We start from the raw sequence: 26,662 nt of genomic DNA, 5'->3' as shown, positions 1-26,662 counted from the left end.
ACACTCACTCAACCTTCACGGCCCAATTATCCGGTTTGCCCGCGCTGGCGTACCGCTCGCTGACCGGCGCGAATCGCTGCCGCAGGAATTCCAGCCCGGCAGGCTGACGGTCCGCGCGCAGGGGTGAATCGAGTGTAACCGGTAGCGGGCAGAGAGCCTGGTAAACCTGCTGCATGTCAAGCCTGGCCAGGATACCCGGCAGGATCAACTCTTCGTTGTAGCGCGGCAGTTTTGTCTCCAGCATGTCGGCGAAATCCACCGGAGTTTCTGCCAGGTACAGCCCGTCGACCCGGCCGTCCAGCACGGCGGCAATCGCAGCCCACAGTCCCGAGGTCCCGACTGCGCGGATAGTGACCGGGACATCCGGATACTCGGCCTTGACCCAGGACAGGACCGCAAGGATATCACGGATCTTCTGCGACGGCGGTGGGTCACCGGCCAGGAAATCCCAGAACTTACCCTCCAGCCCCGGCGCTGTCTCGCCCTGGCCGCGCAAGTCCGCCGCCAGCAGGCTGCCGCCGTCTTCGAGGAACTCTTTGTATTCAAGCGAATCCGCCGCGAGTCCCTGTTTACCCAGGTCATTCAGATAAATCGTAAACTTTTTCCAGTCGCCCTCAACCGGTCCGATCAGCACCGCGGGCAGGACAATCCCTGGCTCGGGCCGGAACAGCAATTTTGTCCGCTCAACGCCATCGCTGCTCCCGGCGGCGATTATTTCTACCGCCGGCGCTGCGGGGTTGCGGCCGATCCCGGTCACCTCGCGAAGCGCATCTCGCACTCGATGGTTGAATTCCGGGGTGCCCGGCCCGGTGTTCCAGCGGGCGCGGTTGTGCTGGAAGTACTCCAGGACCAGGCTGTGCGGATCGCGGCTGCCGGGCAGCTCGAACACACTGCCGTCCGGAGCGCTCCATAACAGACTTTCCGGCTCGATTTCCAATTCTCCCTCGCTGAAACCTGCCGGCCCTCCGTCCCCCAGCCAGCGCCGAAACCAGGCGTAGGCTGCCTCGCGCTGATCGCGGTTGTAAGCGTGCTCGGCGTCAACCATCGAAGTATGGATTTTTTCCGGCGAGCCGTACGAGGCCCAGGCGCGGTAGAGCCAGCTGTCCAGCGCCCAGACTCCCATCGGCGGGTTGAGCTGGTCGCGGCTGGTGGCGTCGATCAGCAGCGGACGGGGGGCCAGACATAGCAGCGGGTCGCCGCGGGGGTCGACAAGCTCGGAGAACGCGCCGAAGAATACCTGCTCGTGGTCGGTCGCCAGGCCGGCCTTTACGCGGGCCAGCCAGGTATTGGGATTGCAGGCCGGAACAGCCGCGGCGATCCGGTTCTCGAACGGCAGGATATAGGTACTCATCATTCCGCCGCCCGAGCTCCCCGTAATCCCTATCCTGTGCCTGTCGACTTCCGGCCGGGATTCCAGATAATCCAGCGCACGGATCGCGTCCCAGACCATCAGGTTGAACACGTGCGTTCCGGCCAGGAATGCCTGGAAACCGACGGCCTGGTGGACGGAACCCGGCGACCCTCCGAACACGAAGTACTCCTCCTGCCTGCGCTCTCCCTGGCCCACCGCGTCAATCACCATCACGACAAACCCTTTACGGGCCTGGGCGATACAGTAGGGCTGGACATAGGCGGCCGCCTTGCCGGCGATAGAGTGGCCGACTGCATAGAGCACGGCGGGGAATGGTCCGCTGCCGGCGGCCGGCACGTAAAGACTCGCGCTGACATAGAATCCCGGCCTGCTCTGGAAGCAGAGCTTTTCCACCCGGTAGCCCTCGCGCTGCAATACTCCGGCGACTCGGGCTTTCAGGGGGGAACGTTCGGGGAACGGCCCGGTCCACTCACGGAATTTTTCCCTGATATAATCCGCGTGCCGCTCCCATTGCGCCTTCGTGGTGAAACCGGCCAGCAGGGAATCGCGCCTGGCGAACTGGCGGCCGACTTTTTCCGTGAGATATGCCCGCATCATCGTGTCCGCGGGCGCATCCAGCACGGTCAGGTCCTCGATGCTGAAAGCCGAAAAGGCCGGAAGAGGCGGGACGGTTAGAGACATCAGCATTGCCGTACCGATAATTCTGCTTATCATCGTTGTGTCCCCGTGCGAGAATGTTGATCGCTCGATCTCTCTCAATAAACGACAGCAGCGGGTTTCGTGTCAAGTCCCACGACAACAAAAAGCCCGCCTCCGGGATCAGCAGACGGGCCGATAAGGGTGGCTGAATTGTAACGGCAACTACTGTGGTGTCCTGCAAATAATGTACATAAAACGAATTATAAATCCCCCTCGATCCCCCTTTACGAAAGGGGGAGGCCGCTTCCCCCCTTTACCAAAGGGGGGCCAGGTGGGATTTCTGCTTGAGTTGATCGAACCATTACCAGAGCTTCGAGTTACTACATATACTTCCGGGACACAACACTAGCAGGCGCCTGAAATTCACTCCTGCTCGAGCCAGCGGACCTTGTAGAGCCGACGGTCGGGCATCCGGACGAGATTCGGCGGATCGAGCATCCTGATCCTGGTGGCCCACCAGTGGCTGCCCTCGGCCTCGGTCCAGGCCAGCTGGCCGCTGCGGGGATTGACACCGATCGATTTCACACCGGCATGGTCCGCCAGCACCGGATGGGGAACAACCGTCTCCGTGTCCCGGTCCAGCAGCCAGCACTGCCTGCTCGTGCTCACGCTCAGGTACGGCGTGCCGGGGACCGGATACAGCTCGTGGCCGCCCGTGGCCGGCAGCTCGATCCGGCTGACTTCCTCCAGCGCACCTTCCCCGGTCAAACCGCCACTCAGCCTGAACACCCGGACCAGGTCGTAGCCCAGAGCGTAAAGCAGTTCGCGCCGGCTGTCCCAGACAACTCCATGCCCGCTGGGTAATTCGTAGTGAGCTATCTCGCGGCCGGGAGTACCGGGCGCGAACAGCACCAGCCTGTCTCCGGGCCGGTCCGGGTCATGCGAGGCGGCCACAGCCACCAGACCTCCGGGCAGAAGGTCGGCGCTGTGGGCGTTGACCGCCGAAGCCCAGAACAGCACTTTTTTTGTGGCCCGCTCCACCAGCGCTACCCCATCGCCCGAGGAGGTGACCAGGATCGCCCGGCCGCCGTCCACCGGCTTGCAGTCGTCGGTTGAACCGAACCTGGTTTTCATCGTATCGGGAAGGTCCTGCTCATCGGCGGCATTCCAGCTCCAGACCACCCGGCCGATACTGTCGGTCGGCCCCTCGAGCCGCAGGATAAACACTTCGTCCCAGCCGCAGACAGCCAGCTCCGCAACGGCAGATTCGCCGCTCGCGATGCTCATTTCCGGGTGCAACATATCGCTCGTCGTGGCGCAAACGAGCGCTGTCAGGGATAAAAGTACCAGGTGAAATATCAAGCGGAGATTACGTGGCGGAGTCATAAATCAGATCCCGTACAGGTTGCCGAATTTTTCTGCCAGGTAACTCAGCAGGCAGTCCACCGAAAGCTCCTTGCCGGTGACATCGCGGACCAGCTCCCGGGGCATCAGGAGCATCCCCCGGCGGTGGATTTTCTCCCGCAGCCATTCCAGCAGCGGCGCGAACTCACCCGCTTCCAGGCCGGACTCCAGTCCAGGGATCTGTTCCCTGGCGGCCGCGAAAAACTGGGCCGCGCAGATGTTGCCCAGGCAGTAAGTGGGGAAATAGCCGAACAGCCCGGCCGACCAGTGGACATCCTGCAGCACGCCCTGGGAGTCGTCGGGGACCTCCAGCCCGAACATTTCGCTGAACTTTCCGTTCCAGGCATCCGGCAGGTCCGCCACGTCCAGGTCGCCCTCGATCAGCGCCCGCTCGATTTGGAACCGCAGGATGATATGGAGGTTGTAGGTGATCTCATCGGCCTCGACCCGGATAAACGAGGGCTTCACCTCGTTGATCGCCAGCAGCCAGTCGTCCAGACTCACGCCCGCCAGGGCGTCGGGGAACGCCGCGGCCAGCCTAGGGAAGAAGAACTTCCAGAACGGCTTTCCCCGGCCGATCGCGTTTTCCCAGAGTCTGGACTGAGACTCGTGGATCCCCAGCGATACGCTCTCGCCCGCGGGCAGGCCGAAATCCTCCGCCACCAGCCCCTGCTCGTAGAGGCCGTGGCCGGTCTCGTGCATGAAACCGAAAAAGGCTTCGTTGAAGAACCGCTCGTTATAGCGGGTGGTGATCCGCACATCGCCGGGACCGACCGTGAGGCAGAACGGGTGGACAACCGTGTCCACCCGGCCGCGTTCGTAATCGAACCCGATCGCCCGCGAGACCTCGATACCCAGCTTACGCTGAGCCTCGGCCGGGTAACGGCGGCGGACCAGCGTGCTGTCAGGCTTGCGCGGAGCCTCCCGGATTCCGGACAGCAGAGAGGCAAGTGCCGGCGCCAGGCCGTCGAACAGCCCGGCCAGATGACCGGCGGTTTCCCCCGGCTCGTAATCGTCCAGCAGGGGATCGTAGGGGCTGCTTTCGTAGCCGACCGCCGCCGCCTGTTCGCGCTTGAGGGCCACAATCCGCTCCAGGTGGGGACGGAACAGGGAGAAATCCCTGCTGCTTCGCGCCTGTACCCACACCGGGTGGGCGTTGGCTGTCACCCGGGCCAGTTCACGGACCAGTTCGACAGGCAAGCAGGTTTTTTTACGGTACCTGCGCCCGATTTCGCGGACATTGGCCTCCTCCCTGCCGCCGGCGGGGAAACCAGCCTGCTCGCATTCAGCCAGCAGCTCTCCGATCTCGGGCGCGGTGATTTTCTCGTGCACCATCCCGGCCAGCAATGCCATCTGCTCCGCCCGGTGGGCATTCCCCCCGGCGGGCATGCAGACTTCCTGGTCCCACTCCAGCAACTCCGCCACGGAGTGCAATATGCCAGTTTCGCGGACAAGTTTTATCAGTCGCTTGTAAGAGCCGTTTACAGTTCCCAATTTTTCTCCTTATCACCCGGATAGCCCTCTCCCAGTAACTCCATTATCAGGTGTATCAACTCCTCGCGCACGCGCTGGGGTTCGCTGTAGTGGGCCAGCACGCTCATCTCGTCGTGGAACTCGCCGCGCGGGGCCCGCCTGCGGCGGTTCGGCACGACCGACATCCTGATTTCCTCCAGCCTGCGCTGCGCTTTCTGTTTCAGCCCGGTTGGCGCGCGGCCGATCAGCCACTCCGCGGTAGCCGCGTAGCGCAGGTCGTCGTGGCCCTCGCGGATAGCCTCCCAGGGAGTTGAGCGCACCGGCAGGCCGGGGTTGACCGGATCACGATACACCGCGCAGTTGTCGGGGTCATAATTCCAGTAGTTGTACATCCAGAAAAACGCGCCCTCGGCCCGGACCCGCCAGGGCAGGAACCCCATGTCGTGACGGCTGACATGCACGGCCCTGAGCGGAAAGCTGTAGACCCAGTAACCGAGATCGTAGTTCTGCGTCACCTCGAGGCAGCCCAGAAAATCGCCGTTCGAGACCACGATATCGCACTGGTCGACCATGCTCTCGGCCCACGTCCTGCGGTTCATCACCACGCCGTAGACCCTCGTTCCCGGCATGACCGATTTCAGCAGGTCGTATCGTTGTTTGCAGCGGGCCAGCAGGCGCTCGGTTGGTTCGTCGTAGATCAGGATTACCAGCTCCTGGGGCCAGGCCATCTCCTCCCACCAGTCTCTTATCTGGCGAAGGCCCTCCACGAACAGGCTGTCCAGTTCGGGAGTCACCCGCGGGCCGATCACGGCCTTGTTGCCCACTTTCTCCTCCGTGATCACTTCAAAGCCGAACGCCTCGGCGATCCTTCGCTCGTAGTGCAGGCTGTGGTCGTTGCCCAGGCTGAAGGTGACCGGCCCTTTCAGCCCGGCGGCGGCAACCCGGCGCATGAACCGCTCCGTGCGGCTGAAATCGAGCACGATTTCGCCATCGACATTGCTGATCTCCACGCCCGTTCCGCCCCAGAAAAACTGGATCGCGTCCAGGCCGTGTTCTTTCATGTCGCGGTAGTAGCTTTCCGGAAGATTGGTACCGGCCATGAACGCCCCGCTGGCGACTTTCGCCGGCCGCAGCTCGAAGGGCAGCACGGTGCAGGCTATCTTTACCGATTGCTCGAATCCGTCAGCGCTAACCCGCACACTCGCCCGGTAGGTACCGGCAGGCGTCCCCGCTGGCGGCCGGACAGTGAGCCAGAAATAGCGCGTTTGATCTTTTACAACATCAACCGGCAGTGAGAAAGCGTAAAGTCGATTAGGCTCGGTGCTGTCGGCCAGGCTCTCGACAACGTGCAGCTCGCACCAGTCGGGAGGGATGCCGCCGGGGCCACGTCCGGGAACGAGCCAGACTGCTAGGGTGGCGTTTCTGTCGCTGCGGACGGCGAATGCGCCCGGCTCGTACTCGCCGGGAGTGACCGCCAGCGCGATTATCTCCGGGACCGCCGAGGGCCGCACAGCCGCCTTCTCCATCGGGGCCAGCCACGGGTGCACCCAGATATCGACCGCCGCGTTGGCGGAGGAGGCAACGGCAACAAAGATCAATACGGTAAGAAATCTGGCCATCTTCAGCTCGCTTCCTTTGAATGCTCAAGCTTGCGGAATTCTCATCCAGTGAGTGATACGGGTGTTGTCAGTTGTAGATATTTCCCGGCTCGATCTCGAGCAGAATCAGGTCCTCCCGGTTCCACTTGCCCTGCACCAGACTCATCCCGAAAGCATCGGCGGCGGTGCTGAGGCCCTCGTAGGTATATCCTGTCCACGGGCCTTTGCTGATCCTGCCCACCAGATTTGGGCCGATCACCGGCGCGCCGATCGCTTTGGCGGTTTTCTGCACCCGCTGAACCAGGCTGAACGAGTGTTCCGGCCAGTCGGGCTGTTTTGCCGCCCAACCGTAGGGGATATAGACCAGGTCAGGTTTCTGGCCGGCCAGTTTCCGCACCAGTTCTTCCTTGAAACTGTCGGCGCAGATCAGCAGACCCACCCTGCCGAACGGTGTTTCGACCGTGGAAATATCGGCCGGAGCGCCCGGGGTGTACGGCGGGTCCATCAGCCAGTCCAGCAGGTTGATCTTGCGGTGCTTAAGCACGATCTTGCCCTCGCTGTTTACCAGCACCACCGTGTCGTGGAGCTTGTCGCCGTCCTTTTCGTTCAGCCCGATCCCGATCCAGATCCCGTTCTCCGCAGCCATCGCGCAGACCGCCTCCGCGGCTTCTCCTCCCGGCACCGGCCCGGCCAGCCTGTGGGCGTCAGGGTTTACCCAGCCCAGATCAACAGTCTCGGGGAAAAAGACGATTCCGGCTCCCTCGCCGGCTGCCCGGGCCGTCAGCGCTCCCAGCCGGGCCAGGTTGCCATCCAGGTCGCTGTCGGTGCAGCGCGGCTGGGCGATTGCGATTTTGAGATTGTCCATTGCCAGCCCTTCGCTCGGCGGTGAAATCACCATGGCTGCGGTCAGCACGGCCAGAGTGAGACAAAAGTAACCGGATAGACGGAGATAAGATATGAGTCGGGCCATGTGTTCCTCCTGCCGGCAGGCGGCGGTTGCGGTTAAGCTGCTGCTTCGCACAGGCTCATGGAACAGAAATACAGTTCGCTCCATAATTTAACCATTGAAAGCGGCTGGACAAGTATTGCATGGCTGATGGACCGGTAGCGCATGGCTATCGAGATCCGCAAAAGCAACGGCAACGGCTGAGACGACTTCCCTCTGAAACGATTGACCGCCATTCCCGCCGGGTGTTATAATCACCCGCAGACAGACCGCAAGGACAAAGCATAGCCATCCATTTCTTTTATCCTCGCCGGGAGGTAAGCCATGCCTGCAAATAACCGCCAAATCAACCCCATGGGCCGCCGACGGTTCATTTCCGCCTCCGCCGCCTCAGTCGCCGGGGCGCTGCTGAGCGATAGCGCCGTCTCCCGTGCCCGCGTTCCCGGCGCCAACGACCGGATCAATATCGGCGTGATCGGCTGCGGCAACCGGGCGGCTTACCTGCTGGAATCGATGGCCGGGTTTCACAATGAGGAAAATTTCACCGTCTCCGCGGTCTGCGATGTCTGGAAGATCAACCGGGAGGCGAGGATTGGGCAGATAACCGAACAGTTCGGCGCAAAACCAAAAGTATTCAAACGGTACACGGACATGCTGGAAAGCCCGGAGGTGGATGCGGTGATGGTCACCACCTCGGACCTCGGTCACAGCACGATCCTGGCCGCGGCCTGCCGCGCCGGCAAGGATGCGTTCTGCGAGAAACCGATGGCGATGACTGTCGGGGAGGCCAGCGAGGCGGTGGCCGCGGTGCGTACCAACGGCCGGGTAGTGCAGATCGGCACCCAGCGCCGCAGCGACCCGATCTACATGGGCGGGGCGCAGCTTGTCCAGGCAGGCAAACTGGGCAAGGTCTGTGTGGTGGAACTCAAGTGGAACGACGCGGGGCCGCGCTGGGAGCGGCAGTACGGCAATGTCCATGCAGGCGATATCGACTGGGAGGGATATCAGATGCACCTGCCCGCCCGGGCGTTCGATGCCCGCCGGTTTCGCTGCTGGCACCTCTACGGCGATTACTCGATTGGTGTGGTTGGATTGCTGGGCGCTCACCATACGGACCTGCTCCACTGGTACATGGACGAGCAGTGGCCGGAAAGCGTCACCGCCACCGGGGCCACCTTGACCTGGCCCAACCGCGAGCACTACGACACCATTCACGCCTCATTCAAATACCCCGGCGGTTTCCTGGTTCATTACGAAACCAGGTTCGGCAACAGCTCGATGAGAGCCGAGGCGATGTTCTACGGCACCGCCGGAGTGCTGGACACCAAGACCTGGAAAATTACCGGCGAGGGCCGGGTGCTGCCGGAGCGTCTGGAACCAGGAAACCGCCAGTACCCCACCAGCGCGTTCGCCATGCACGAAGGGCAAGGGCAGGGTGCTGGGATCGAAGTCCAACCAGACCCGGCGGGCATGGACCACATGCTCAACTGGGTCCAGTGCCTTCGGACCCGCAAGGACCCCAACGCCACCGTGGAGCACGGATTCAGCCATTCCCTGGCCGCGATCATGGCCCACCGTGCCGCCGATATCGGCAGGAGGGTAAGCTATGACCCGGTGGCCCGCGAAATCAGGGAGGGCTGACCGGTGACGACCAGATTGGCAATCCCGGTGGCTTGGACCACCTTGATCTGCGGCTTTCTGCTGCTTCCCGGCTGCGGCGGGAAAAAAGGACCGGGCAGTGACCTGTACCGGCTGGTTGCAACCTATCCGCCGCGAACCTCTTCCGCGGTACATGTGCCGATCATGGCCGAGATTCCGCCGGGTTTCGACCCCGGGGGGCAAGATTGGGAAGTTATCACGGCAGGAGGAGCTCCAGCCACAGCCGTTCCTGTCCAGTTCACCGGCACAGGTCAACTGGTATTCCTCTGGCGGCCGCCGGAAAGTGACTCTGAAATGCGGCAGACGTTCACGGTCCGCCGACGTGAGCTCGCAGAAAGCCCGTTCGAATTCGATTCCGTATCGGCAGAAAGATTGCTCGTTACCGAAAACGGCTCTCCGGCAATCGGCTATGTTTACGGCATGCACCTGGCCGACGGAGTCCCCGAGGACAGGCGCCGCGCCAGTTATTTCCATCCGGTCCGGACTCCGGCAGGACGGATAATCAGCGACGATTTCCCCGAGGACCATTACCATCACCGGGGTATCTTCTGGACCTGGCCTCAGGTGTTCGTGGGAGAAGACACTCTCAGCCTGTGGGATATCAGGGGCGTAAAGCAGCAGTTCGACGACTGGCTGGTGCGCGAAACCGGACCAGTATTCGCCAGGCTGGGAGCCCGGAACGGATGGTATACCGACAGCGGCCGGCGGATCGTGGACGAGCGGGTGTGGGTTACGGTCTATCGCGGCTCGGAGCTTGGCCGGATCATGGATTTCGAGCTGAGCTGGGAGGCGACAGAAGACCCGGTGGGGATCCAGGGGTCGGCGGATATCAAGGGTTACGGTGGATTCAGCCTCCGGTTTGCGCCGTTCGAGGAGCCGGTTATTACCACCAGCGGTGGAGTACAGAGCGACGACAGTAACCGTGTTCCATTCGCCTGGGCCGACTTTTCGGCGCGTTTCGGCGGAAGCGATGAGTATTCGGGCGCGGCAATTTTCGACCACGAAGATAATATCGACTTCCCCAACGGCTGGTGCCTTCGCCACTACGGGTTCAGCGGAATCGCCTGGCCGGGAATCGAGCCGTACTGGCTGGTAGCGGGCAAGCCGCTGAGAGCCCGTTACCGGGTGTGGGTCCATTCCGGAGATGCCGACACCGGCAAAGTCGCCGCCGCCTACCGCTCATGGTCCGAACCACCGTCTGCACAATTTACGATCAGATGATGGAATGAACTGACCAGCCTCACCTCAAACAACCGCGCGCAAGGAAACCGGATGAAACTCGCAGGACATGGCCGCATACCGACAGACTGGCTGACTGGCAGGCTGTTGACCGTAATTACCTGCCTCCTCCTGTCAGCCGCTCCTCCGGCGCGAGCACAGGAAAATCTTTATGATGTCAAAGCCGAATTCAACGTCAAGGTGCCGATGCGCGACGGGACATTGCTCTCGACCGATATCTACCACCCGGACTCCGCAGGAAAGTGGCCAGTGCTGTTGATGCGCACGCCGTACAATAATTTCGATCCCGGTACGGGCTATCGGTTAGCCGAGAGGGGCTACGCAGTGGTGCTGCAGGACGTGCGCGGCAAGTACGACAGCTACGGAGAGTTCGACCCGTTTGTCAACGAGGCGACCGATGGTTACGACACTCAGGCCTGGTGCGCCGCCCAGAGCTGGTCGAACGGCAAGCTTGGGACGTTCGGCGGCAGCTACGTGGGGGCGACCCAGTGGCTGCCGGCCTCACAGGCTCACGAAAGCCTGATGTGCATGCTGCCGGTTGTGGCCGCCAGCGATTTTTACCGCCACTGGATTTACAGCGGCGGAGTGTTCGCGCTCAGTTTCAACACCATGTGGGGTGCGCTGAGTATCTCCGCGCGCGTGGGGCAGGACATGGGCGCCGAGCCGTTGGACTGGGACCAGTTGTTCCGTGTGCTCCCGCTGAGCGAAATCCCGGCCATGCTGGGGCGAGAGGTGCCCTGGTACAATGAGTGGCTGGCTCATCCCACCTACGACGACTACTGGAAAAACCTTAGCGTATCACGCAGATACGAGGATATCAAAGCGCCGGCATTCAACATGGGCGGGTGGTACGACGTGTTCCTTGAAGGGACGCTGGAGAATTTCGCCGGAATGATATCCATAGGAGGATCGTCTCAGGCACGGGAGGGGTCGCGTCTGGTTATCGGCCCGTGGTTCCATGGCAGTTTCGGCCATCCCGAATCAGGGCAACTCGATTTCGGACCGAAGGCGGCGCTCGACAGCCGTCAACTCCAACTGGACTGGTTCAATTACTGGCTCAAAGGTAAAGACAACGGGTTGATGGACAAACCGCCGGTGAGGTTGTTCGTGATGGGCGAGAACAAGTGGCGCGATTACGGGTCATGGCCCCCCGAGGGCGCAAAGCAGATCAGTTACTATTTCCACTCCGTCAAGGGGGCAAACAGCCTGCTGGGCGACGGGACCCTGGATATGACACCGCCATCAGCGGGAGAAACCGTCGACAAATTCAGCTACGATCCCTCCAATCCAGTACCGACTCTCGGCGGTAACGACTGCTGCCGCGAGTCGATTGTCACACAGGGCCCATATGATCAGCGGCCCGTGGAGCGACGCGACGACGTCCTGGTGTATTCGAGCGACAAGCTCGGCCAGTCCATCACCGTAATCGGTCCGGTGAAAGTCAAACTCTGGGCATCATCCAGCGCAGTCAATACCGATTTCACCGCCAAGCTGGTGGATGTCCATCCCGACGGCCGCGCGATCAACATAACCGGCGGGATCATCCGCGCTCCCCAACGCGAGGGACTCGACAGCTGGAACGAACTTACTCCCGGCCAACGGTACGATCTTACAATCAGCCTGCGGCCGACCGCGATAACATTCCTGCCCGGCCACAGAATCCGGGTGGAAATTTCAAGCAGCAATTTTCCCAGGTTCGCCCGTAACCTGAATACACCAGGCGCTGGAATCGCGGACAAGACAAAGATGGTTGTCGCCGAGCAGCAGGTATACCACGGCGATGGGATGGCCAGCCTGATTATCCTGCCAGTGATGGAATAGAATCAGTTCCGCCTGCGGATCTAACGCAAACAGCCCTGATCGACAGGGCTGTTTGCGTTTATGCACATCGAAATCCTGGCAGTAATCTTGATATTGACGTGTGAATTTTGCGAGCTGCGGTGCGGGCCGGCACGTTCATTGCCCGCACCAACCTTCCGGGCAACTCCCCGTAGCCAGGCGATCCGCAATGAACGTGCCGGCCCGCATCCGTTTCGACCCTGTAGCCGGTCATGCAGTAAACACTTTGTACATGCAGTTCTGTGGGATATGATGTACCGGCACTTGGGGGAAAGCTCCTTTCAGCCTGGCCGCCAGCAGTTTCATCCCGTGCTCCTCGGTCACCGGATGGTTGACAATCACCACGGGAAACCCGGTATCAACTGCAAATGCGCCGTCGCGCCAGTAGGTGAACCCGTCGTCGGAACAAATAGCCATATCTGCGTTAAATTCCTCGATAAAGTCGAACATCGGCGTAATGGCTCCGCAGCCGATCACAATCCGGTTCACTGTCCGGTCCCCGTCACCGATAAACTGCACGCCGGGCTGGCCCATCGAGGTTACTTTTCGAGCCACTCTCCGGGCGACATGTACGGCTTTACGGCCTTCGCCGTCATACACGTAATAATATCCGCCCCCGTCGACCGGATCGCCCAGATCAAGGACCCTGCCCCACGAGTTCGGGATCCCCTCATCGGGAAACTGGTCCCACAGGTCGTGACAGCGCAGGATCGTCAGGCCGCTGCTTTCGATAAACTCGCGCTTTTGTTCAACTTTCTTGAAACGGAAAATCTCCTCATCGTTGTCACGGTGGTTATAATATGTAGGCTCATGGGTGACAAACATGTTACAGCCCTGTTCGAGTGCCCGTTTCAGCGCCCACGTGTAAGACATCCAGCCCACCGCAATCCCAGTCACCTCGTTTATTGCTTTCCCGGATTTGAACGTATCCACGGTATTGTCTTTCCTTACCCACCCGCCGTCCAGGCCCATCAGATACTTCCGCACATCGCCCGCCTTCAAGCCGCCCGGCTTCTCTCCTGCAGCCTGCATCACGCCCGGCACGGCGGCAATCGCGGCAGCCATCCCCGGTACGGTGCTGATAAACCCCCTGCGCCCGATTTTACCCATGTCATTGCTGTCAGTCACTGTCGCCTCCAAACTCAATTTCTGAATCAGCGGATTATCATCCAAACAGTATTTTCGGGAAACCACGAAAAGTGTAGTCGATATCCATCCTATCACATTTTTTACCTGAGTTAAAGAACTATTTTCAAGGGATTTGGTGACAATTGACTTCAGGTATTGACAACTTAACCTCGAGGAGAAAATCAATTGAAGATCGAGCAGGAAATCAAGCAGAAGAGTTTCGGCAGCGAGCATGAGAAACTGATCGCAAATCTGCTGTTCACCGGCAATTGGCTGAATTCGTCGAATGACCGGCGGCTGAAGAAATTCGGAGTTTCTTCCCAGCAGTATAACGTTCTTAGGATCCTGCGAGGCAGGTACCCCGGACCTGCCTCGGTCAACGACCTCCGGGAACGGATGCTTGACAGGGAATCCAATGCCAGCCGGCTGGTTGAAAAATTAAGACAGAAAGACCTTGTCTGTCGCAGCGAGTGCCAGCGGGACCGTCGCGCAGTGGATATCCTCATCACGGACAAGGGTCTTGAGCTGCTTAATGAACTCGACCGTTCCGCCGGTGAACGGATCGAAAAATTCCATCCTGTCAGCAGCCATCAGGCGGCCAGGCTCAACGAGCTGCTCGATAAGTTGAGAGGTTGATCCGGCGTTGCCTTTTTTACCGTCCGCTTCTGAGGAGACGGGAATAGTTACGGTGATAATGTTCACCACAAAAAGGAGGAATGGATGAAAGTGCTGACAGGTGTCGCAGCCCGAGTGCTCTATGGTGTCCCGATGATAGTGTTATATTATATTGTAAAAACGATAGGAACCCCTCGCTTCAAGCTGAAAAGGACGAAAGATTTCGCTCAGATTTGGAACAACCAACAATCCGGGATGGTATCTAAGGTTAGATAATGTTTTTTCAAACTGCCGTTCGGGAGGTAGTGCCCGCCATCGTCACCACAATTAATTGCGGTCGATGCCATGATCAGTCCCTGATTTCAGTTCGAATGGAGCTTAGTCATGACTGTCTTCCCGGGTCGTCTCCTGGTGATGCTGGTTTTTTTCATCCTCCTAAGCAGACCGGCACAGGCCGGCTGGCCGAAAATTCTGGTGCTGCCCCCAGAGTCCGAAACTGAAATAGACCGGAAGGTAAAGGAAGAGTTCCAATGGGACCTGACCGACGTCCTCGATAAATGCCGATATTTCGAGAGCGTCACTCAAAAGGAATACGAGAACTACCTGCAAGAGCACAACATGACCGGAGTCAAAGCCATCCCGGATTCAGTCCTGCCGCAGATGATGGAAGACCTCCAGTCGATTATCTTTGCCCGCTCGACAATCAGCCAGCCGGGTGGCACGGGAACGGAATTCTCGGCCCAGGTCACTTACATTTATCCGAAAGACCACTATACGAAAGATGATTATACGATAGAGAGTAAGTGGTATTCGGTGGAAAGCGAGAAGAAGAGTTGGAACCTGGCCGGAGAGTTTGTCGATGTGGTCTTCGCCGCCAGAAAGCTGATCATAACGATGTCAATTGCCCGCCCCTATTATAACAATAAAATATACGACAAGGTATGGAAACTATTTCCAGCACGGAAAAACATGAATAAGGCATTGAAAAACTATCGTAAGCTGGTAGCCATGGAGCCGGAAAATCGCACTTTCAACTTTATGGTGGCGATGAGCTTAATGAAGCTGAAGCGGTACGCCGAGGCAGTCGCCAGGTTCAATGAAATCCTCACCAATATCGATCCCTCGCACGTGCCAACCCACGAAATACTGGCCAACCATTACTATTACACCAGCAATGACTATGAGGGCGCACTCAGGCATTTCAGCAAACTGGCGGAAATAGATCCGGAGCGCTACACGTACACCCACTATTGGGCCACCAGCCTGACAAGGCTCGAGCGACAGGACGAGGCCATCGAGGTCTATGAAAAATTGATCGGGATCAGGGACGAAGACGCCGATGTCCGGCATCTGATGGCCGACTACTATTACAACAAAGCCGGTGAACTCGAAGCGGCCTGCAAATCGGACACATCCGGACCCCTGGATCGCAAAGCCCTTGATTACATGACCCGTGGCTGCGAGATATCCAACTCGGCAGGCAACCCGTCCGACCCATCCTGGATAGAATCTCATTGTCAAAGATTGAATTTTCTGGCCACGTTGCAGCACGAACTCAACGATACCGGGAAGGAGATCGAAACCCTGCGGAGGATCGCGGAGTTGGATTCTGCATTTCCCGGCGCTTGCTATAACCTGGGTATCTACGCCCATCTGGCCGGAAAATTCGACGAAGCGATAGACTATTACGAAAAGGCGGTCAATTGCGCGGAGGATGCCCAGAAAGCGGCTTTGAATTTTCAGATCGGTGTAATCAACCTCCAGAAAATCAAGGACTACCCGCGGGCTGTCACCGCCTTAACCGCCGCGCTGGAGACCAATGACATATATATGAACGAAATGGCTCATTATTTTCGAGCCACAGCCTACCTGGAATACGCCAGGGAGCTGGACTACGCCTCCGATGAGGTTGCGGATATTGACGCTCTTATCGGCTTCGGCATAATGAACCATGCAAGAGTCGACCGTGCCTTGAGTTATTATGCCAAGGCCATGGCTGATTTGCGGGAAATTTCCACGAATGATCCCAAGATGGTTAGGAGTACCCAGCGTCACGTAAATAAAATTACCACGATGCGGGAGCGTCTTGCCGGGATCAAGCGGCAGATCGACTATAACCGGAAAAACAGGTAGCCGGGTATCTTCAGTTTATTCTTTAAATTGGGCCGTATCCCGTTACGAGGTGCGGCCCCTTTTGTTGCAAACGCACCTATTGGAGAGAAACTCTTGCTTCGCACCGCTATTTTTATCCTGCTGACAGGTACGGTAAACGCTCAGGAAAGGATCGCCCGTACGGACCTGGAGAAACTGGGCGCCAGGCATTTCAATGAGGACGATCGAGGGGCTGCTGCGCCGGGCCGGCAGCGCGGGCCTCGGACTTGAAAGCACGGCTTTGATCGGTTTTTCCCAGGGCGCCTGCATGGCCCTGGAATTGGCCGCCACCCATCCGGCCCGCTCCGGGCTCACTCGAGAGTACTCCCGTCTCTCTTGGCTGCGGGGACCCCGACCCCTATATTCCCTTGCAAGAGGGTCGAGAGGAAACAGCCGAGGCTCTGCGGAGGATGAACGCCGAAGTGGACATGCACCTCTACGACGGCCTGGGACACGAGGTTAACGAGCAAGAGATTGAAATCGTCAGTGGAATGCTGGAACGGTTGATTCAGACATAACGGCCGGAGGCTGAACCGTGAGGACAGGTGACAGGATAATACTGCTGGCGCTGTTAATTGCCCTGGCCGGCGGCGAACTGTACGCCCAGCGCGGAGGACGCAGGATTGGCGGCTTTTCCCCCCTCAGCCTGAATTACGAGTTCATTGCCGGGGCTGAACTCGACGGTCCGGGGCCGGAGTTCAACCCCGGCGCCAAAGTGGAACTCACCACCCTGCGTGTAAAACTGAACCTCCCCCCCATCGGCATCCGCAGACCGGGCAGGGATCGAGAGGGCGGTACAAGGTGGTCGATCATGCACGGCCTGGCCTACCACCAGCGCCGGGTAATGTACGAAAATCTGTCGATCACCAGCTCGGCCTACCGGCTGGACAGGCTCCACGGAGCAGAATACCAGGCGGCACTGCTCCTGCGTCCATCCCCTAAATGGCGGACAATCATTCAAATCAACCCCGGAGTATACAGCGATTTCGAGGGCGGCGCCGATTCAGGCCACTGGCGGGTCCAGGCCGGTCTGCTCCTGGACCGGGTTCTGTCCGGCGGATTTGTAGTCGGTCTCGGAGCAAGCTGGTCCACCTCGTTCGGCGACAACTTGCTCCTGCCCCTGGTCCACCTGGAAAGCCCTTTCGGCGCTAACCCGCACCTCAGAATTATCCTGCCCACAGTTACCGAGCTTACCTGGCGCACTGGCCGCGGGCTTGAGATCGGCGGAGCCGTGCGTGTCGATGGCGACCGCTACGGCCTGGGCGCGTTCGGCATGACCGGAGCGGCCGGGGGTATCGACGGGCTGCGTTACTCGAATATCACCGCCGGTCCGTTCCTTTCCGCACAGGTCGGCAGGGGTTGGAAGCTGATGCTCGAGGGCGGAGGAACTCTCTACCGCAAGTTCGAAACATACCGCAACGACACGATGATCGAAGACTACAAGTTGAAAAACTCCTCGTTCTTCAGAATCAGCCTGAAACCGTGGTCCCGGTAGTTTCGCGCCCCTTTTCACCGTCCGCTGCGCCGATCAGTTGAGATCCATCCCTCGATCCGTCTCTCCCGCGAATCGCTACTGAATACGGCTGGCACTTGACCGCGCGGGCCTGCGAGTGCTAAACTTGGTCCTGCGGCGGACGAATATAACTTCAGCGGATAACCGGCATGATATTCGACAATAGGCATACACGCCTGATAAAAGCGATCAAGCAGGCTGAGATGAATAAGGTCCGCTCCCTGGCGGACAAAGTAAATCTCGATGAGCCCGATAAGCAGGGTTTGACCCCGCTTGTTATCGCGGCCGGCCTGGGCCAGCTTTCCGCGATCAAACTGTTGCTGCACTCGGGAGCGGCGGCAAATGCCCCGGCCACGGACGGAGAGACCGCGCTGATGGCCGCGTCGAGACACGGACAGGCTCCGGTGATGGAAGCGCTTGTAGCGGCCGGGGCGAACGTCAACGCAGCCGATAAACGCGGCAATACCCCGTTGATCCTGGCAACTGTCTGGGCCACCCGGATGGCCTCGATCGGCAGGTCCAAAACAGTTTCGCGCGTGAAAATTCTACTGGAGGCCGGGGCTGACGTCAAAGCCCCTGACAGCAAGGGCCGCACGGCGGTGATAGCCCAGGTGCGCAGCGGCGGCGGCACTCTCCAGGAAAAAAACCGCCTGCCCGTGCTCAGGGCGCTGATCGAGGCCGGGGCCGATGTCAACGCTGCAAGCGACAGGGGCCGCACCCCGCTGATGGCCGCAGCGTTCCGCGGGCTCAAAAAAACTTTCGAGCTGCTCCTTGAGGCCGGAGCCAACCAAAAACTCCGCGATAACTCCGGCCACAACGCATTGATGCACGCCGCGGAAGGGGCGCTCTGGACATACCGAAAAGCCGGTTATATCGGCATTTTCAACATGCTGTTCGACCTCGGTATCGACCTTCAGGAAAAGAACGCCGGCGGCCAGACCGCGCTGATGATTACCCAGCACAGCCACTGCAAGGACCTGGCCAACATGCTCAAAAAAGCCGGCGCTTTCGAGTAATCGAACCGTACATCTTGCGGGGGACCAATGAGAAACGGAGTCCTGCTGGCGGTGGTAGCTGTCTTATTGAGTTTGACTCTTAACGGCTGCGGCGGAGATGGTTTCGTACCGCTCTTCGATGGCCGCACCCTGGAGGGCTGGCACGCCGATGGCGGCGATATCGCCGCCTGGAAAGCCGAGGACGGAGTTCTGCGCTGCGTGGGCGGGGGAGGCGGCTGGCTGGCCACAGACGAGACCTACGCCGATTTTATTCTCGAACTGGACTGGAAAATCCCGCCGGAGGGCAACAGCGGGGTCGGCCTGAGGTTTCCGCCCGAAAGCCATGTCTCGCAGACCGGGATGGAGATCCAGGTGCTTGACGACGAGGCTGAAAAACACCGCGACATCAAGCCGGCACAGCAGACGGGGAGTATTTATTACCAGGTGGCTGCCAGGCAGGGTGCGGCCAACTCTCCGGGAGAATGGAACCATTTCCGGATCACCTGCGACGGTCCCCTGGTGGTGATCGAGCTGAACGGAACGGAGGTTACACGGGCGAACATGGACGAGTACACGGTGGGCCAGGGCGGTTTGACTCCCCTTGCACAGCGGCCCCGCAGCGGCCATATCGGCGTGCAGAACCACCAGACCGGGGTCGATTTCCGCAATATCAGGATAAAAGTTCTGAACGGAAATTGACAAAAAAAGGCCGCCACTCCAATTGTCAGAGTGCGGCCGATCCGACATACGCTGCTGTCAAGCCATGCCGACTGGCATGTAAACCAGTCCGAAATATATGGTGATCACAACCGCAGTGTGCCAGACCATGTTGAAAAGCTCGCGCTTGCTCATTGCGCCCTCCCTTACCCGTGAATTTTTCCGAGACCGTGAAATAACTTGTTGCTTCTGTTATATATGACACGCCAGCCAGCCGGATGGTTTCAATTTTTCCGCCCGGCCTGCCAAAAACATTTCGGAAACTGAAAATCTCTGCCTGGAGGAGACCAGGATGACCAGACTTACCGGTAAGCAGGAATCAACCCTCACGGCTGCACCCGGGCGCACCGTGGAAGCGGCCCTGATCCATCCAACCCTGATCCTGCTGGCGCTGCTGGCCCTGCCGCTGCCGGGTCACTCTCACGATGGGAAAACCCTGCTGAGCCAGGACACGTTCGATTCCTCCGGCGCTGGGTGGGAAACAGCCTGCCAGCGCCAGGAGATCAGCCCGGAGTTCAGTGTCGACCTGAACAAAAGCATGACCGGCCGGGGCAGTCTCAGCCTCTACGGCGCCTCCAACAGCTCAGCCCGCGGCTGCTGGCGCAAGGTGGTCGAGGGAATCGAGGGCGGAGCGTTTTACACTTTCTCCGCCGCTTTCGCCTCGACGGGTATCCGGCAGACTCACCACCGGGTGTTCGCCCGCCTGGAGTGGCGCAACGCGCAGGGCGGGAAGATCGGCAATACGCGTGAATACCCGCCGCAGAATGGGATCACCGATGGAGAGTGGCGGTTCGTGGAGCACACGTTCCAGGCCCCCGAATCGGCGCGCAGCGTGGCACTTGAGCTGTTTATCAGCCAGGCGCCCCAGGGCCGTGTCTGGTGGGACAATATCCAGTTGATCGAGGTCCGGCCGCCGCCGCATCGCGTGGTGCAACTGGCAACTGTCAACTGCCGTCCCGGCGGGAACTCATCGGTGGCCGAAACAGTCGCCGAGTTCTGCGCCGTGGCGGATAAAGCAGGTGCTCAGGGTGCGGATATCGTCTGTCTCGGCGAGGGAATCAACCTGATCGGCGTGGGCCGGCCCGGTGGAGGCGCCAGCAAATACCAGCATGTCGCCGAGCCGATTCCCGGCCCGACCACCGAGGCCCTTAGTAAAGTGGCCAGAGAGCACGGGATGTATATCGTGGCGGCGCTGGGCGAGCGTGAGGGAGCGGTGATTTACAACACCGCCGTGCTGATCGGGCGCGACGGCGAAGTTAAGGGCAAGTACCGCAAGGTCCATCTGCCCGAGGGAGAGTACGACCAGGGCTGCAGCGCCGGCGACAGTTACCCGGTCTGGGAGACTGATTTCGGCCGCGTTGGGATCATGATCTGCTGGGACAGCTGGTTTGTCGATCCGGCGCGCGCGCTTGCCGCCGCCGGCGCGGAGATTATCCTGCTGCCGATCTGGGGCGGCAACAACACCCTGATCGCCGCGCGGGCGATAGAGAACCATGTCTACGTGGCAAGCTGCGGCTACGACGTGGAGAGCAGGATCTACGGCCCGTGGGGCGCCCTGCTGGCCGAGGCCACCGAGCGGCCCGGCGTGGCGATGGTGGAAGTGGACCTCAACTACCTGCCATCTTGCCCGTGGCCCTGGCCGCTGAGCGATACGCGCCACGTGCTGATGCAGGCCTCGCGCTACGATGTGAAAATACCCGAACTGGAAAGATGATAGATCTGTATTAGCAACAAAATTATTCTTTAAACACAAAGGGACACGGCATGCCGTGTCCCTTTGTTGTAATATATAACCCTCTAATGGCGAGAGAGATTCATCAGCATGATCAAAATATCTATTGAATTTACCTGTATTATTTCGCTGTATAACTTAGACATATCTTTATGATAACTTTTTGCTGTATTCTCTAAACAGGAGTTGAGGCCATGAATGAGTGGCTAGACTTTTATTCTCCTTTTTTTTAATAGACTTGAAGATGCGAGGCAGTTCGTTGAAAGCTTAGAGAGTTTGGGCCCAAATGATCAAAAACATGAAGCTACAATAATGATGCATCAAGCGCAAAGGCTCATATCCTTGGCAGACGATTTGCCCCGAATTAAGCCCGACCGCGAATCCCTTCAATTGCTTTTCTTGCTGATATGCGCAGAAAACATTTCGAAGCTTTACCATAACTTCAATAAGGAAGGAAAATCGAGGATTTACACACGAAAGTTTTTTGAGGAAATTGTCCCACAACAGGAACGAGAATACCTAAAAAACGGATTCAGGCACAATATTATTAATCCTAATCAAAAACCTTTGACTCTCAGAGAAATAATTGACTTCTTGTACGATGTCAGATGCGATGTTGTACATGAAGGTAAATATTGGCAGTTTTTCTTCTCCGACGGGAAAATGTCTATGCAAAATATTGATCCTGATGTGACTGTGAATATAACACTTACGCAATTCCGAAATATTGTGGTTAAGGTCTGTATTGAGGCTGTAAAAGGATACAAGCAAAAGCCCTATAATACTGCCAAGGGCGCGGTCGGACGTATTTCTCAAACCACAACATATAGTGTTTAGAGGTTTTCATTTTCCACTCGTTTTTTCTCATATTTTCTCACTGCATATTGACCCGATTTTGTCCGCAGCCACCGGTAAAACCTCGTTTTGTCCGGGCCTCTTATGCAACAGAATGAGAATTCTTACACCCCCGTTAACACCAAACGTTGTAGGGGCGAGGCATGCCTCGCCCGCAAAGAATTCAGCAGGTGCACAGGTTGACGGGCGACACATGTGTCGCCCCTACGATTTTCTTTAGCAATGGAAGTTTTTCCGTACCATTCTTAATGTCTTCTTTCCTTTTCAAAAAGAAAGACTTTTGACAACAGCTATAGTTATTTACTCCGGCACACTTGCCCGCCAGTTTTCCACCCGCGCCAGCAGGCCCTTCAGCGAACCCTGGTGGAAAAACACCGCGCCGCGCACGGTCACTGAGTCGCGGGCCGGGCAGTCGGGGAACGAGGGGTCGGAGTGGAAACAGGGGTTCTGCGGGTTGCTGAACAACACCCGCGCCGGCTGCCAAATCGTGGCCAGCCAGCGGTCCTCGTGGAACTCGTCACGGACCGCGATCAGCGGCGGCTCGGCCAGCTCCTCCACGATCCGTCCAGGGCTGTTGCCGCGGAACCAGCCGACATCCCGGATCGTGCGGTTGTCCGGCCCGCCCTTGATATTCACGCCCCAGTTGATCTTGCTGCGGATTTCGTGCTCGGCCCAGCCCCTGTCGGGGATATCCCCGTTATAGGTGGTCTCCTCGCCGAGCCGCACGGGACGGCCATCCACGAATATCCATGTGCGGCTGAAACTCGTATCGCGGAAACCGGCAATCGCATCGGGCCGTTTCGGCGCGCCCTTGTGCGAATCGGGCTTGAGGCAGACCAATGAGCGGATATCGGTGATCGGCTCGTCGGTGCGGTTGACTATCGTCGCGCTCAACCAGACCGCCATCGAGTCCGCCCATGCCCTGGCACGGTAAACAACATCAGGCTTCGGCACGTTTTCGTACGAGGCTTCCGTGGAGTCCGCGTTGAAGCCCCACGGTGAGGCTACCGGCTCCCGGCTGTCGTGACTGGTGTTGGGCAAACCGGCTCCCCAGCAGTGCTCGGGGAAGCCAAGCGACAGGGATTTTTCCGGCTGCCACGGCGAGTGGATAAAAATATCCCGCACGCCGCCGGTACGCATCTCAGTGAAGGTTGAAAGACCGGGCACCGGGTCCGGTATGGTTTGCCTCTGGATGCTCTCCGAGGAACAAGCCAGCAGCGCGACAACTGGAAATATTGCTAAAGCCGTTACCCGATTCATCTTACCTCCGGTCTAAATCCTGTTCAGCGGACCGATATAGCAGCGAGCCACCACGAGATTATCGAGCCACAGCGAGCGCCGGCGTCCATCCGCGGGAGGAGTGTGGGTGTAGGTGGGTTGCATCACGTTGTTGATCACCATGTCTTCGCTTTTACGCCACTCCATGCCGGTTTGTTCTATCGCCAGGCGGCCATCGATCCACAGCCGTTGCTCTCCATTGAAGTTGCCCACGTCGTTGAGCTTGATCATATACTCATAGCAGGTCCAGCGCTCCTCGTCCACAGAGGGCTGCCAGCCCTGGTTCGGCGTCACGTTATCACCGTAGGGCCCAATCTGGTGCGGGTAGTAGGTGTAGAGGATAACCCTGTTCCAGGGCGGGCCATCCTTCCCACCGATCCCCGTTCCCGTACAGAACCAGTCGTAGCCGGTGGGGCGGTTGCCGGCACCGGTACCGTAGCGCTTACCTCTGGGGTGGCCGTGGAGCTGCATGATTTTCTGATTACCCCAGTTGCCACCCGCACTGAGTCTGAAGTAGTAACGCATGTAGGCCACCTCGGAGCCATCCCACCAGTGGTGCATCCAGCCGGCCGCGCCCTTGCCCGCCTCGGGGACAAAATCCAGCCGCAGGCAGTGCTCACCGGTCAGCACTTTTTCCGGATCGGCTTCGATAAGGCCGTATTTGCGGCTGTTCCCGCTGATTTCCTGCCACTTGTCGCGCCAGTCGTCCCGCTCGAATCCCTCGACCATCAGCACGTCGGGATCCGATTCGATATTTCTGTCGTTCGGATATTTTACCGCCAGGCCTTTTTCGGCTTCAGCGGCAGGGCCGGAATACAACTGTCCGGCGGCCAACGCTCCCGCGGCACAACTGGTGATAAAAGCACGCCTGTCCATCTCAAATCCTTTCGTCGGAGCTATTCCGTCAGACTATCCTTCCATTGGCCCGCGCGCTCGATAAGGCCAGCCATGGTCCCGTTGTGGAAAAACACCGCGCCCCGGGCCACGGTCGATTCACCGGGGGGACAGTCCGCGGGCACAGGGTCAGAGTGGATACACGGGATACGCGGGTTGGAGAATATGGCTCGCGAGGGGTTCCAGATCGTGCCCAGCCAACGGGTCATGTCCCCGCGCGCGTGGGTGGCGACAACCGGCGGCCAGGCGTGCTCCTCGGCCAGGCGGCAAAACGGCTTGCCCCAGGAGGCGGTGAACCAGCCGAGATCGCCAAGATCGCGGTTATCAGGTCCTCCACGAATATTCATCACATGCCGCACGTGGTCCTCGGGCACTTCGCCGATCATCGTCGTGCCCTCGCCCAACTGCACCGGTTTGCCATCTACCGCCACCCAGGTCATGGCGAACGAAGTATCCGCGAATGCCCGCATGGTGTTCGGCCTGGTGCAGACCAGGATACGGATATCGCTGATCGGCTGCTGGGTACGATTGGTGAATTTCATTTCCAGCCGGACAGCCATCGAGTCCACGCTGGCCGAGGCACGGTACAGGTTTCCATCGCGGGCGGTTACCTCGTACCAGGCCTCGGTTGAATCAGCGTTGAACTGCCAGCGGCTGGGGTGCGGATTGCCGTCGCGGGTGTCAGTGCTCACACCGCTGAAATTCTTCCCCCAACTGTGCTCTGGAAAATCCAGCGCCATGTACTCGCCGGCCTGCCACGGCGAACTGACATAGAGCATGTTGAGCATCGACATCGAGGTATCGTGATGAGTGAACAGCTTGATCGGCAGCGTTAGCGGGGCGGGTGATTTTTGTTTGGATATTTCGCCGCAACCGGTAACAGCATAACAGATGATGAATAACATCAGCCTCTTAGCGCTCATTCCTCTCCCCTGCCGTTATCCACGCTGCTGAACGCCTTGTCCAACTCACGGGCCATGTAGTCTTCGATCATTTTCAACACTTCTTCGCCGAACTCGGCGCTGATCTGGCTGGCGATCTCCTTGCCCCGGTACCAGTCCTTGCGGCCGGTGCTGTAGTCCACAATTGAATCCATCCTGACGCCGCCGGGCACCAGCGCGGCCCACATCGAACTCTCGTATTTGGCTCCATGATCTACCACACCGCAGGCCATGATCTCGCCGAACGGTATCACAATGGCCTTGCCGGTAGAATTAAATTCCTCCGCCGCGGCCTTAAGGATTTCACCCTGAATGGAGGACCAGTGGCCGGAGTAGGCGACAATCACAGCGAAACCCAGATTGGCCAGGCCATCGAACGATTCGAGCAGGAAACGGTGCAGAAAACCCTCGCTGAAAAGAAAATCGCCGACCTCACGGTGCGTTCTGCGGAACTGCTCCTCGTCCTGGTCAGGACGGCGGTCGCCGTGAACCCCGGCCAGGTTGCTGGCAGGCAGCACCACTCCGCCCATTTTCCCGGCCAGCCGCACACAGACCAGGTGAGCCTTGTCGCCGTCCAGGCCCCAGGGAAGGTGTTCGCCGTGGCGCTCGAGTACGCCGAACGGGAGCCAGGCCAGCGGACGTTCCTCGATCAGCTCGAACAGCCGGTTGCCGTAGATTTTTTCCCACTGACGCTCAGTGTCCTGGTACTGTGCGGGGGAGAAAGAAGGCGCCAGGCAAAGTAGAATAAGTCCCACTAAAGCTATATTTATTTTACTATTCATAGGTCTACCTTAGAAGTCAGGAGTCAGAAGCCAGAATCGCTATTAATAGGCATTGAACAGTTAACTGTCCTCCTCCTGTTAGGCCAAGTGTAGTGAAGTATCCTTAATATTAAAAGAATCAGCAATAAACAGGTAATACCTTGCATCTACAAGTGTGTCTTTTTTTTTGCTTTGACATGCGTTATATTTAACAAAACTCTTGCCAGGAGGATAAATGGCTGTAGTTCCAAATTATAAAAAAAGAAGTTTTGAATGTCCTGTTTGTAATGCTCACGCTCAACAATTCTGGTACAGGGTAATAAAATGGTTCAAAGATGATAGCGCTTCTCCCGATGCAGATAACCCAGCAGATTATCTGTATATTTCAAAATGCAACGCATGTAATAATCAAGCCGTTTGGGTCAATAAAAAAATGATTTTGCCGGACATTGAAATCTCCGATACTCCTAATCCGGATTTAAAAAAAGATATTCAAGATGATTTCAATGAAGCAAAATCCATAACGCCTAAATCGCCGAGAGCAGCCGCTGCCCTATTGCGTTTATGCATTCAAAAATTATGTAAGCAATTGGGTAAACCGGGCAAAAATATCAATGAAGATATAGCCTCATTAGTAAAAGATGGAATGCCCGTAGGAATTCAAAAGGCACTTGATATTGTAAGGGTCACTGGAAACGAAGCCGTTCATCCTGGAGTATTGGATTTAAAAGACGATATCGATACAGTCCAAAAAATGTTTCGTCTGGTTAACTTCATAGCTCATGATAGGATAACACAACCAAAAGAAGTTGATGCCTTATACCAATCGCTACCTGAGGAAAAGAGAAAAGCAATCGAAAAAAGAGATGGCTCCTAACATCAGTTTAATGAATACAGAAGGTTACCCATCTGG

At 58.3% G+C, this 26,662-nt stretch carries 22 protein-coding genes; 12 read left to right on the top strand and 10 right to left on the bottom strand.

Annotated features, from left to right (window positions below):
• Positions 1-4 precede the first annotated feature (4 nt).
• From FVQ81_02745 to FVQ81_02725, 5 genes are all read right to left on the bottom strand, one after another.
• Complete coding sequence (locus FVQ81_02745; protein ID MBW7995491.1) at positions 5-2,086, bottom strand: hypothetical protein; 2,082 nt, start codon at positions 2,084-2,086, stop codon at positions 5-7.
• Between the two features lie 348 nt (positions 2,087-2,434).
• Entirely contained in the window at positions 2,435-3,298 is an 864-nt protein-coding gene (locus FVQ81_02740; GenBank protein MBW7995490.1) for a hypothetical protein, read from the bottom strand.
• Positions 3,299-3,400: 102 nt separating this feature from the next.
• A complete protein-coding gene (locus tag FVQ81_02735; protein MBW7995489.1) occupies positions 3,401-4,909 on the bottom strand; it encodes a carboxypeptidase M32 in 1,509 nt (502 codons plus the stop codon).
• On the bottom strand, positions 4,897-6,507 hold the full coding sequence (locus FVQ81_02730) for a hypothetical protein (GenBank protein ID MBW7995488.1): 1,611 nt from the start codon (positions 6,505-6,507) through the stop codon (positions 4,897-4,899). The genes FVQ81_02735 and FVQ81_02730 overlap by 13 nt, the downstream gene beginning before the upstream one ends.
• Before the next feature lie 67 nt (positions 6,508-6,574).
• Entirely contained in the window at positions 6,575-7,540 is a 966-nt protein-coding gene (locus FVQ81_02725) for a carbon-nitrogen hydrolase family protein (protein ID MBW7995487.1), read from the bottom strand.
• Between the two features lie 216 nt (positions 7,541-7,756).
• Here FVQ81_02725 and FVQ81_02720 point away from each other — a divergent pair, with 216 nt between their 5' ends.
• Genes FVQ81_02720 through FVQ81_02710 form a run of 3 tightly spaced genes read left to right on the top strand, consistent with a single transcriptional unit; the run spans position 7,757 to position 12,151 of the window.
• Positions 7,757-9,073, top strand: coding sequence for a Gfo/Idh/MocA family oxidoreductase (locus FVQ81_02720; protein MBW7995486.1), 1,317 nt, complete (start codon positions 7,757-7,759; stop codon positions 9,071-9,073).
• Between the two features lie 3 nt (positions 9,074-9,076).
• Complete coding sequence (locus FVQ81_02715) at positions 9,077-10,312, top strand: hypothetical protein (GenBank protein MBW7995485.1); 1,236 nt, start codon at positions 9,077-9,079, stop codon at positions 10,310-10,312.
• 51 nt (positions 10,313-10,363) lie between these two features.
• Positions 10,364-12,151 carry a CocE/NonD family hydrolase gene (locus tag FVQ81_02710; GenBank protein MBW7995484.1) on the top strand — a complete coding sequence of 596 codons (1,788 nt, stop codon included), beginning with the start codon at positions 10,364-10,366 and terminating at the stop codon, positions 12,149-12,151.
• A gap of 228 nt (positions 12,152-12,379) precedes the next feature.
• Here the strand turns inward: FVQ81_02710 and FVQ81_02705 are convergent, their stop codons facing one another.
• Positions 12,380-13,531: a hypothetical protein gene (locus FVQ81_02705; protein ID MBW7995483.1), complete on the bottom strand. Its 1,152-nt coding sequence runs from the start codon at positions 13,529-13,531 to the stop codon at positions 12,380-12,382.
• On the opposite strand from FVQ81_02705, the gene FVQ81_02700 reads away from it, so the two are divergent.
• From FVQ81_02700 to FVQ81_02665, 8 genes are all read left to right on the top strand, one after another.
• Positions 13,484-13,933, top strand: a complete 450-nt coding sequence (locus FVQ81_02700; GenBank protein ID MBW7995482.1) for a MarR family transcriptional regulator — start codon at positions 13,484-13,486, stop codon at positions 13,931-13,933. The two genes, FVQ81_02705 and FVQ81_02700, sit on opposite strands and share 48 nt — an antisense overlap.
• 363 nt (positions 13,934-14,296) lie before the next feature.
• Entirely contained in the window at positions 14,297-16,045 is a 1,749-nt protein-coding gene (locus FVQ81_02695; GenBank protein MBW7995481.1) for a tetratricopeptide repeat protein, read from the top strand.
• 193 nt (positions 16,046-16,238) lie between these two features.
• Positions 16,239-16,526: a hypothetical protein gene (locus FVQ81_02690; protein MBW7995480.1), complete on the top strand. Its 288-nt coding sequence runs from the start codon at positions 16,239-16,241 to the stop codon at positions 16,524-16,526.
• A gap of 72 nt (positions 16,527-16,598) precedes the next feature.
• A complete protein-coding gene (locus tag FVQ81_02685) occupies positions 16,599-17,558 on the top strand; it encodes a hypothetical protein (protein MBW7995479.1) in 960 nt (319 codons plus the stop codon).
• A gap of 167 nt (positions 17,559-17,725) precedes the next feature.
• The gene (locus FVQ81_02680) at positions 17,726-18,592 is read left to right on the top strand and encodes a hypothetical protein (GenBank protein MBW7995478.1); all 867 of its coding nucleotides are present in this window, start codon (positions 17,726-17,728) and stop codon (positions 18,590-18,592) included.
• Between the two features lie 27 nt (positions 18,593-18,619).
• The gene (locus tag FVQ81_02675; GenBank protein ID MBW7995477.1) at positions 18,620-19,270 is read left to right on the top strand and encodes a DUF1080 domain-containing protein; all 651 of its coding nucleotides are present in this window, start codon (positions 18,620-18,622) and stop codon (positions 19,268-19,270) included.
• Between the two features lie 310 nt (positions 19,271-19,580).
• Positions 19,581-21,002 (top strand): carbon-nitrogen hydrolase family protein, encoded by a 1,422-nt coding sequence (locus FVQ81_02670; GenBank protein ID MBW7995476.1) that lies wholly within the window; start codon positions 19,581-19,583, stop codon positions 21,000-21,002.
• A 360-nt stretch (positions 21,003-21,362) separates the two neighbouring features.
• Positions 21,363-21,857, top strand: coding sequence for a hypothetical protein (locus tag FVQ81_02665; protein MBW7995475.1), 495 nt, complete (start codon positions 21,363-21,365; stop codon positions 21,855-21,857).
• A 318-nt stretch (positions 21,858-22,175) separates the two neighbouring features.
• On the opposite strand, the gene FVQ81_02660 is transcribed toward FVQ81_02665, so the two are convergent.
• The 4 genes from FVQ81_02660 to FVQ81_02645 all read right to left on the bottom strand — a co-directional run bounded on the left by FVQ81_02660 (position 22,176) and on the right by FVQ81_02645 (position 25,770).
• Positions 22,176-23,015, bottom strand: a complete 840-nt coding sequence (locus FVQ81_02660; protein ID MBW7995474.1) for a hypothetical protein — start codon at positions 23,013-23,015, stop codon at positions 22,176-22,178.
• Positions 23,016-23,147: 132 nt separating this feature from the next.
• Entirely contained in the window at positions 23,148-24,029 is an 882-nt protein-coding gene (locus tag FVQ81_02655) for a hypothetical protein (protein MBW7995473.1), read from the bottom strand.
• Between the two features lie 20 nt (positions 24,030-24,049).
• Positions 24,050-24,970 (bottom strand): hypothetical protein, encoded by a 921-nt coding sequence (locus FVQ81_02650; protein MBW7995472.1) that lies wholly within the window; start codon positions 24,968-24,970, stop codon positions 24,050-24,052.
• Complete coding sequence (locus FVQ81_02645; protein ID MBW7995471.1) at positions 24,967-25,770, bottom strand: hypothetical protein; 804 nt, start codon at positions 25,768-25,770, stop codon at positions 24,967-24,969. Before FVQ81_02645 ends, FVQ81_02650 begins: the two co-directional genes overlap by 4 nt.
• Positions 25,771-25,984: 214 nt before the next feature.
• Between FVQ81_02645 and FVQ81_02640 the strand changes: the two genes are divergently transcribed.
• The gene (locus FVQ81_02640) at positions 25,985-26,626 is read left to right on the top strand and encodes a DUF4145 domain-containing protein (protein MBW7995470.1); all 642 of its coding nucleotides are present in this window, start codon (positions 25,985-25,987) and stop codon (positions 26,624-26,626) included.
• The last annotated feature ends 36 nt before the right edge of the window (positions 26,627-26,662 follow it).

The sequence above is a fragment of the Candidatus Glassbacteria bacterium genome, assembly GCA_019456185.1.
Lineage (GTDB): Bacteria > Gemmatimonadota > Glassbacteria > GWA2-58-10 > GWA2-58-10 > JAJRTS01.
Note: the sequence above shows the minus strand (reverse complement) of the source record. Positions and strands in the feature narration are given on the sequence as shown.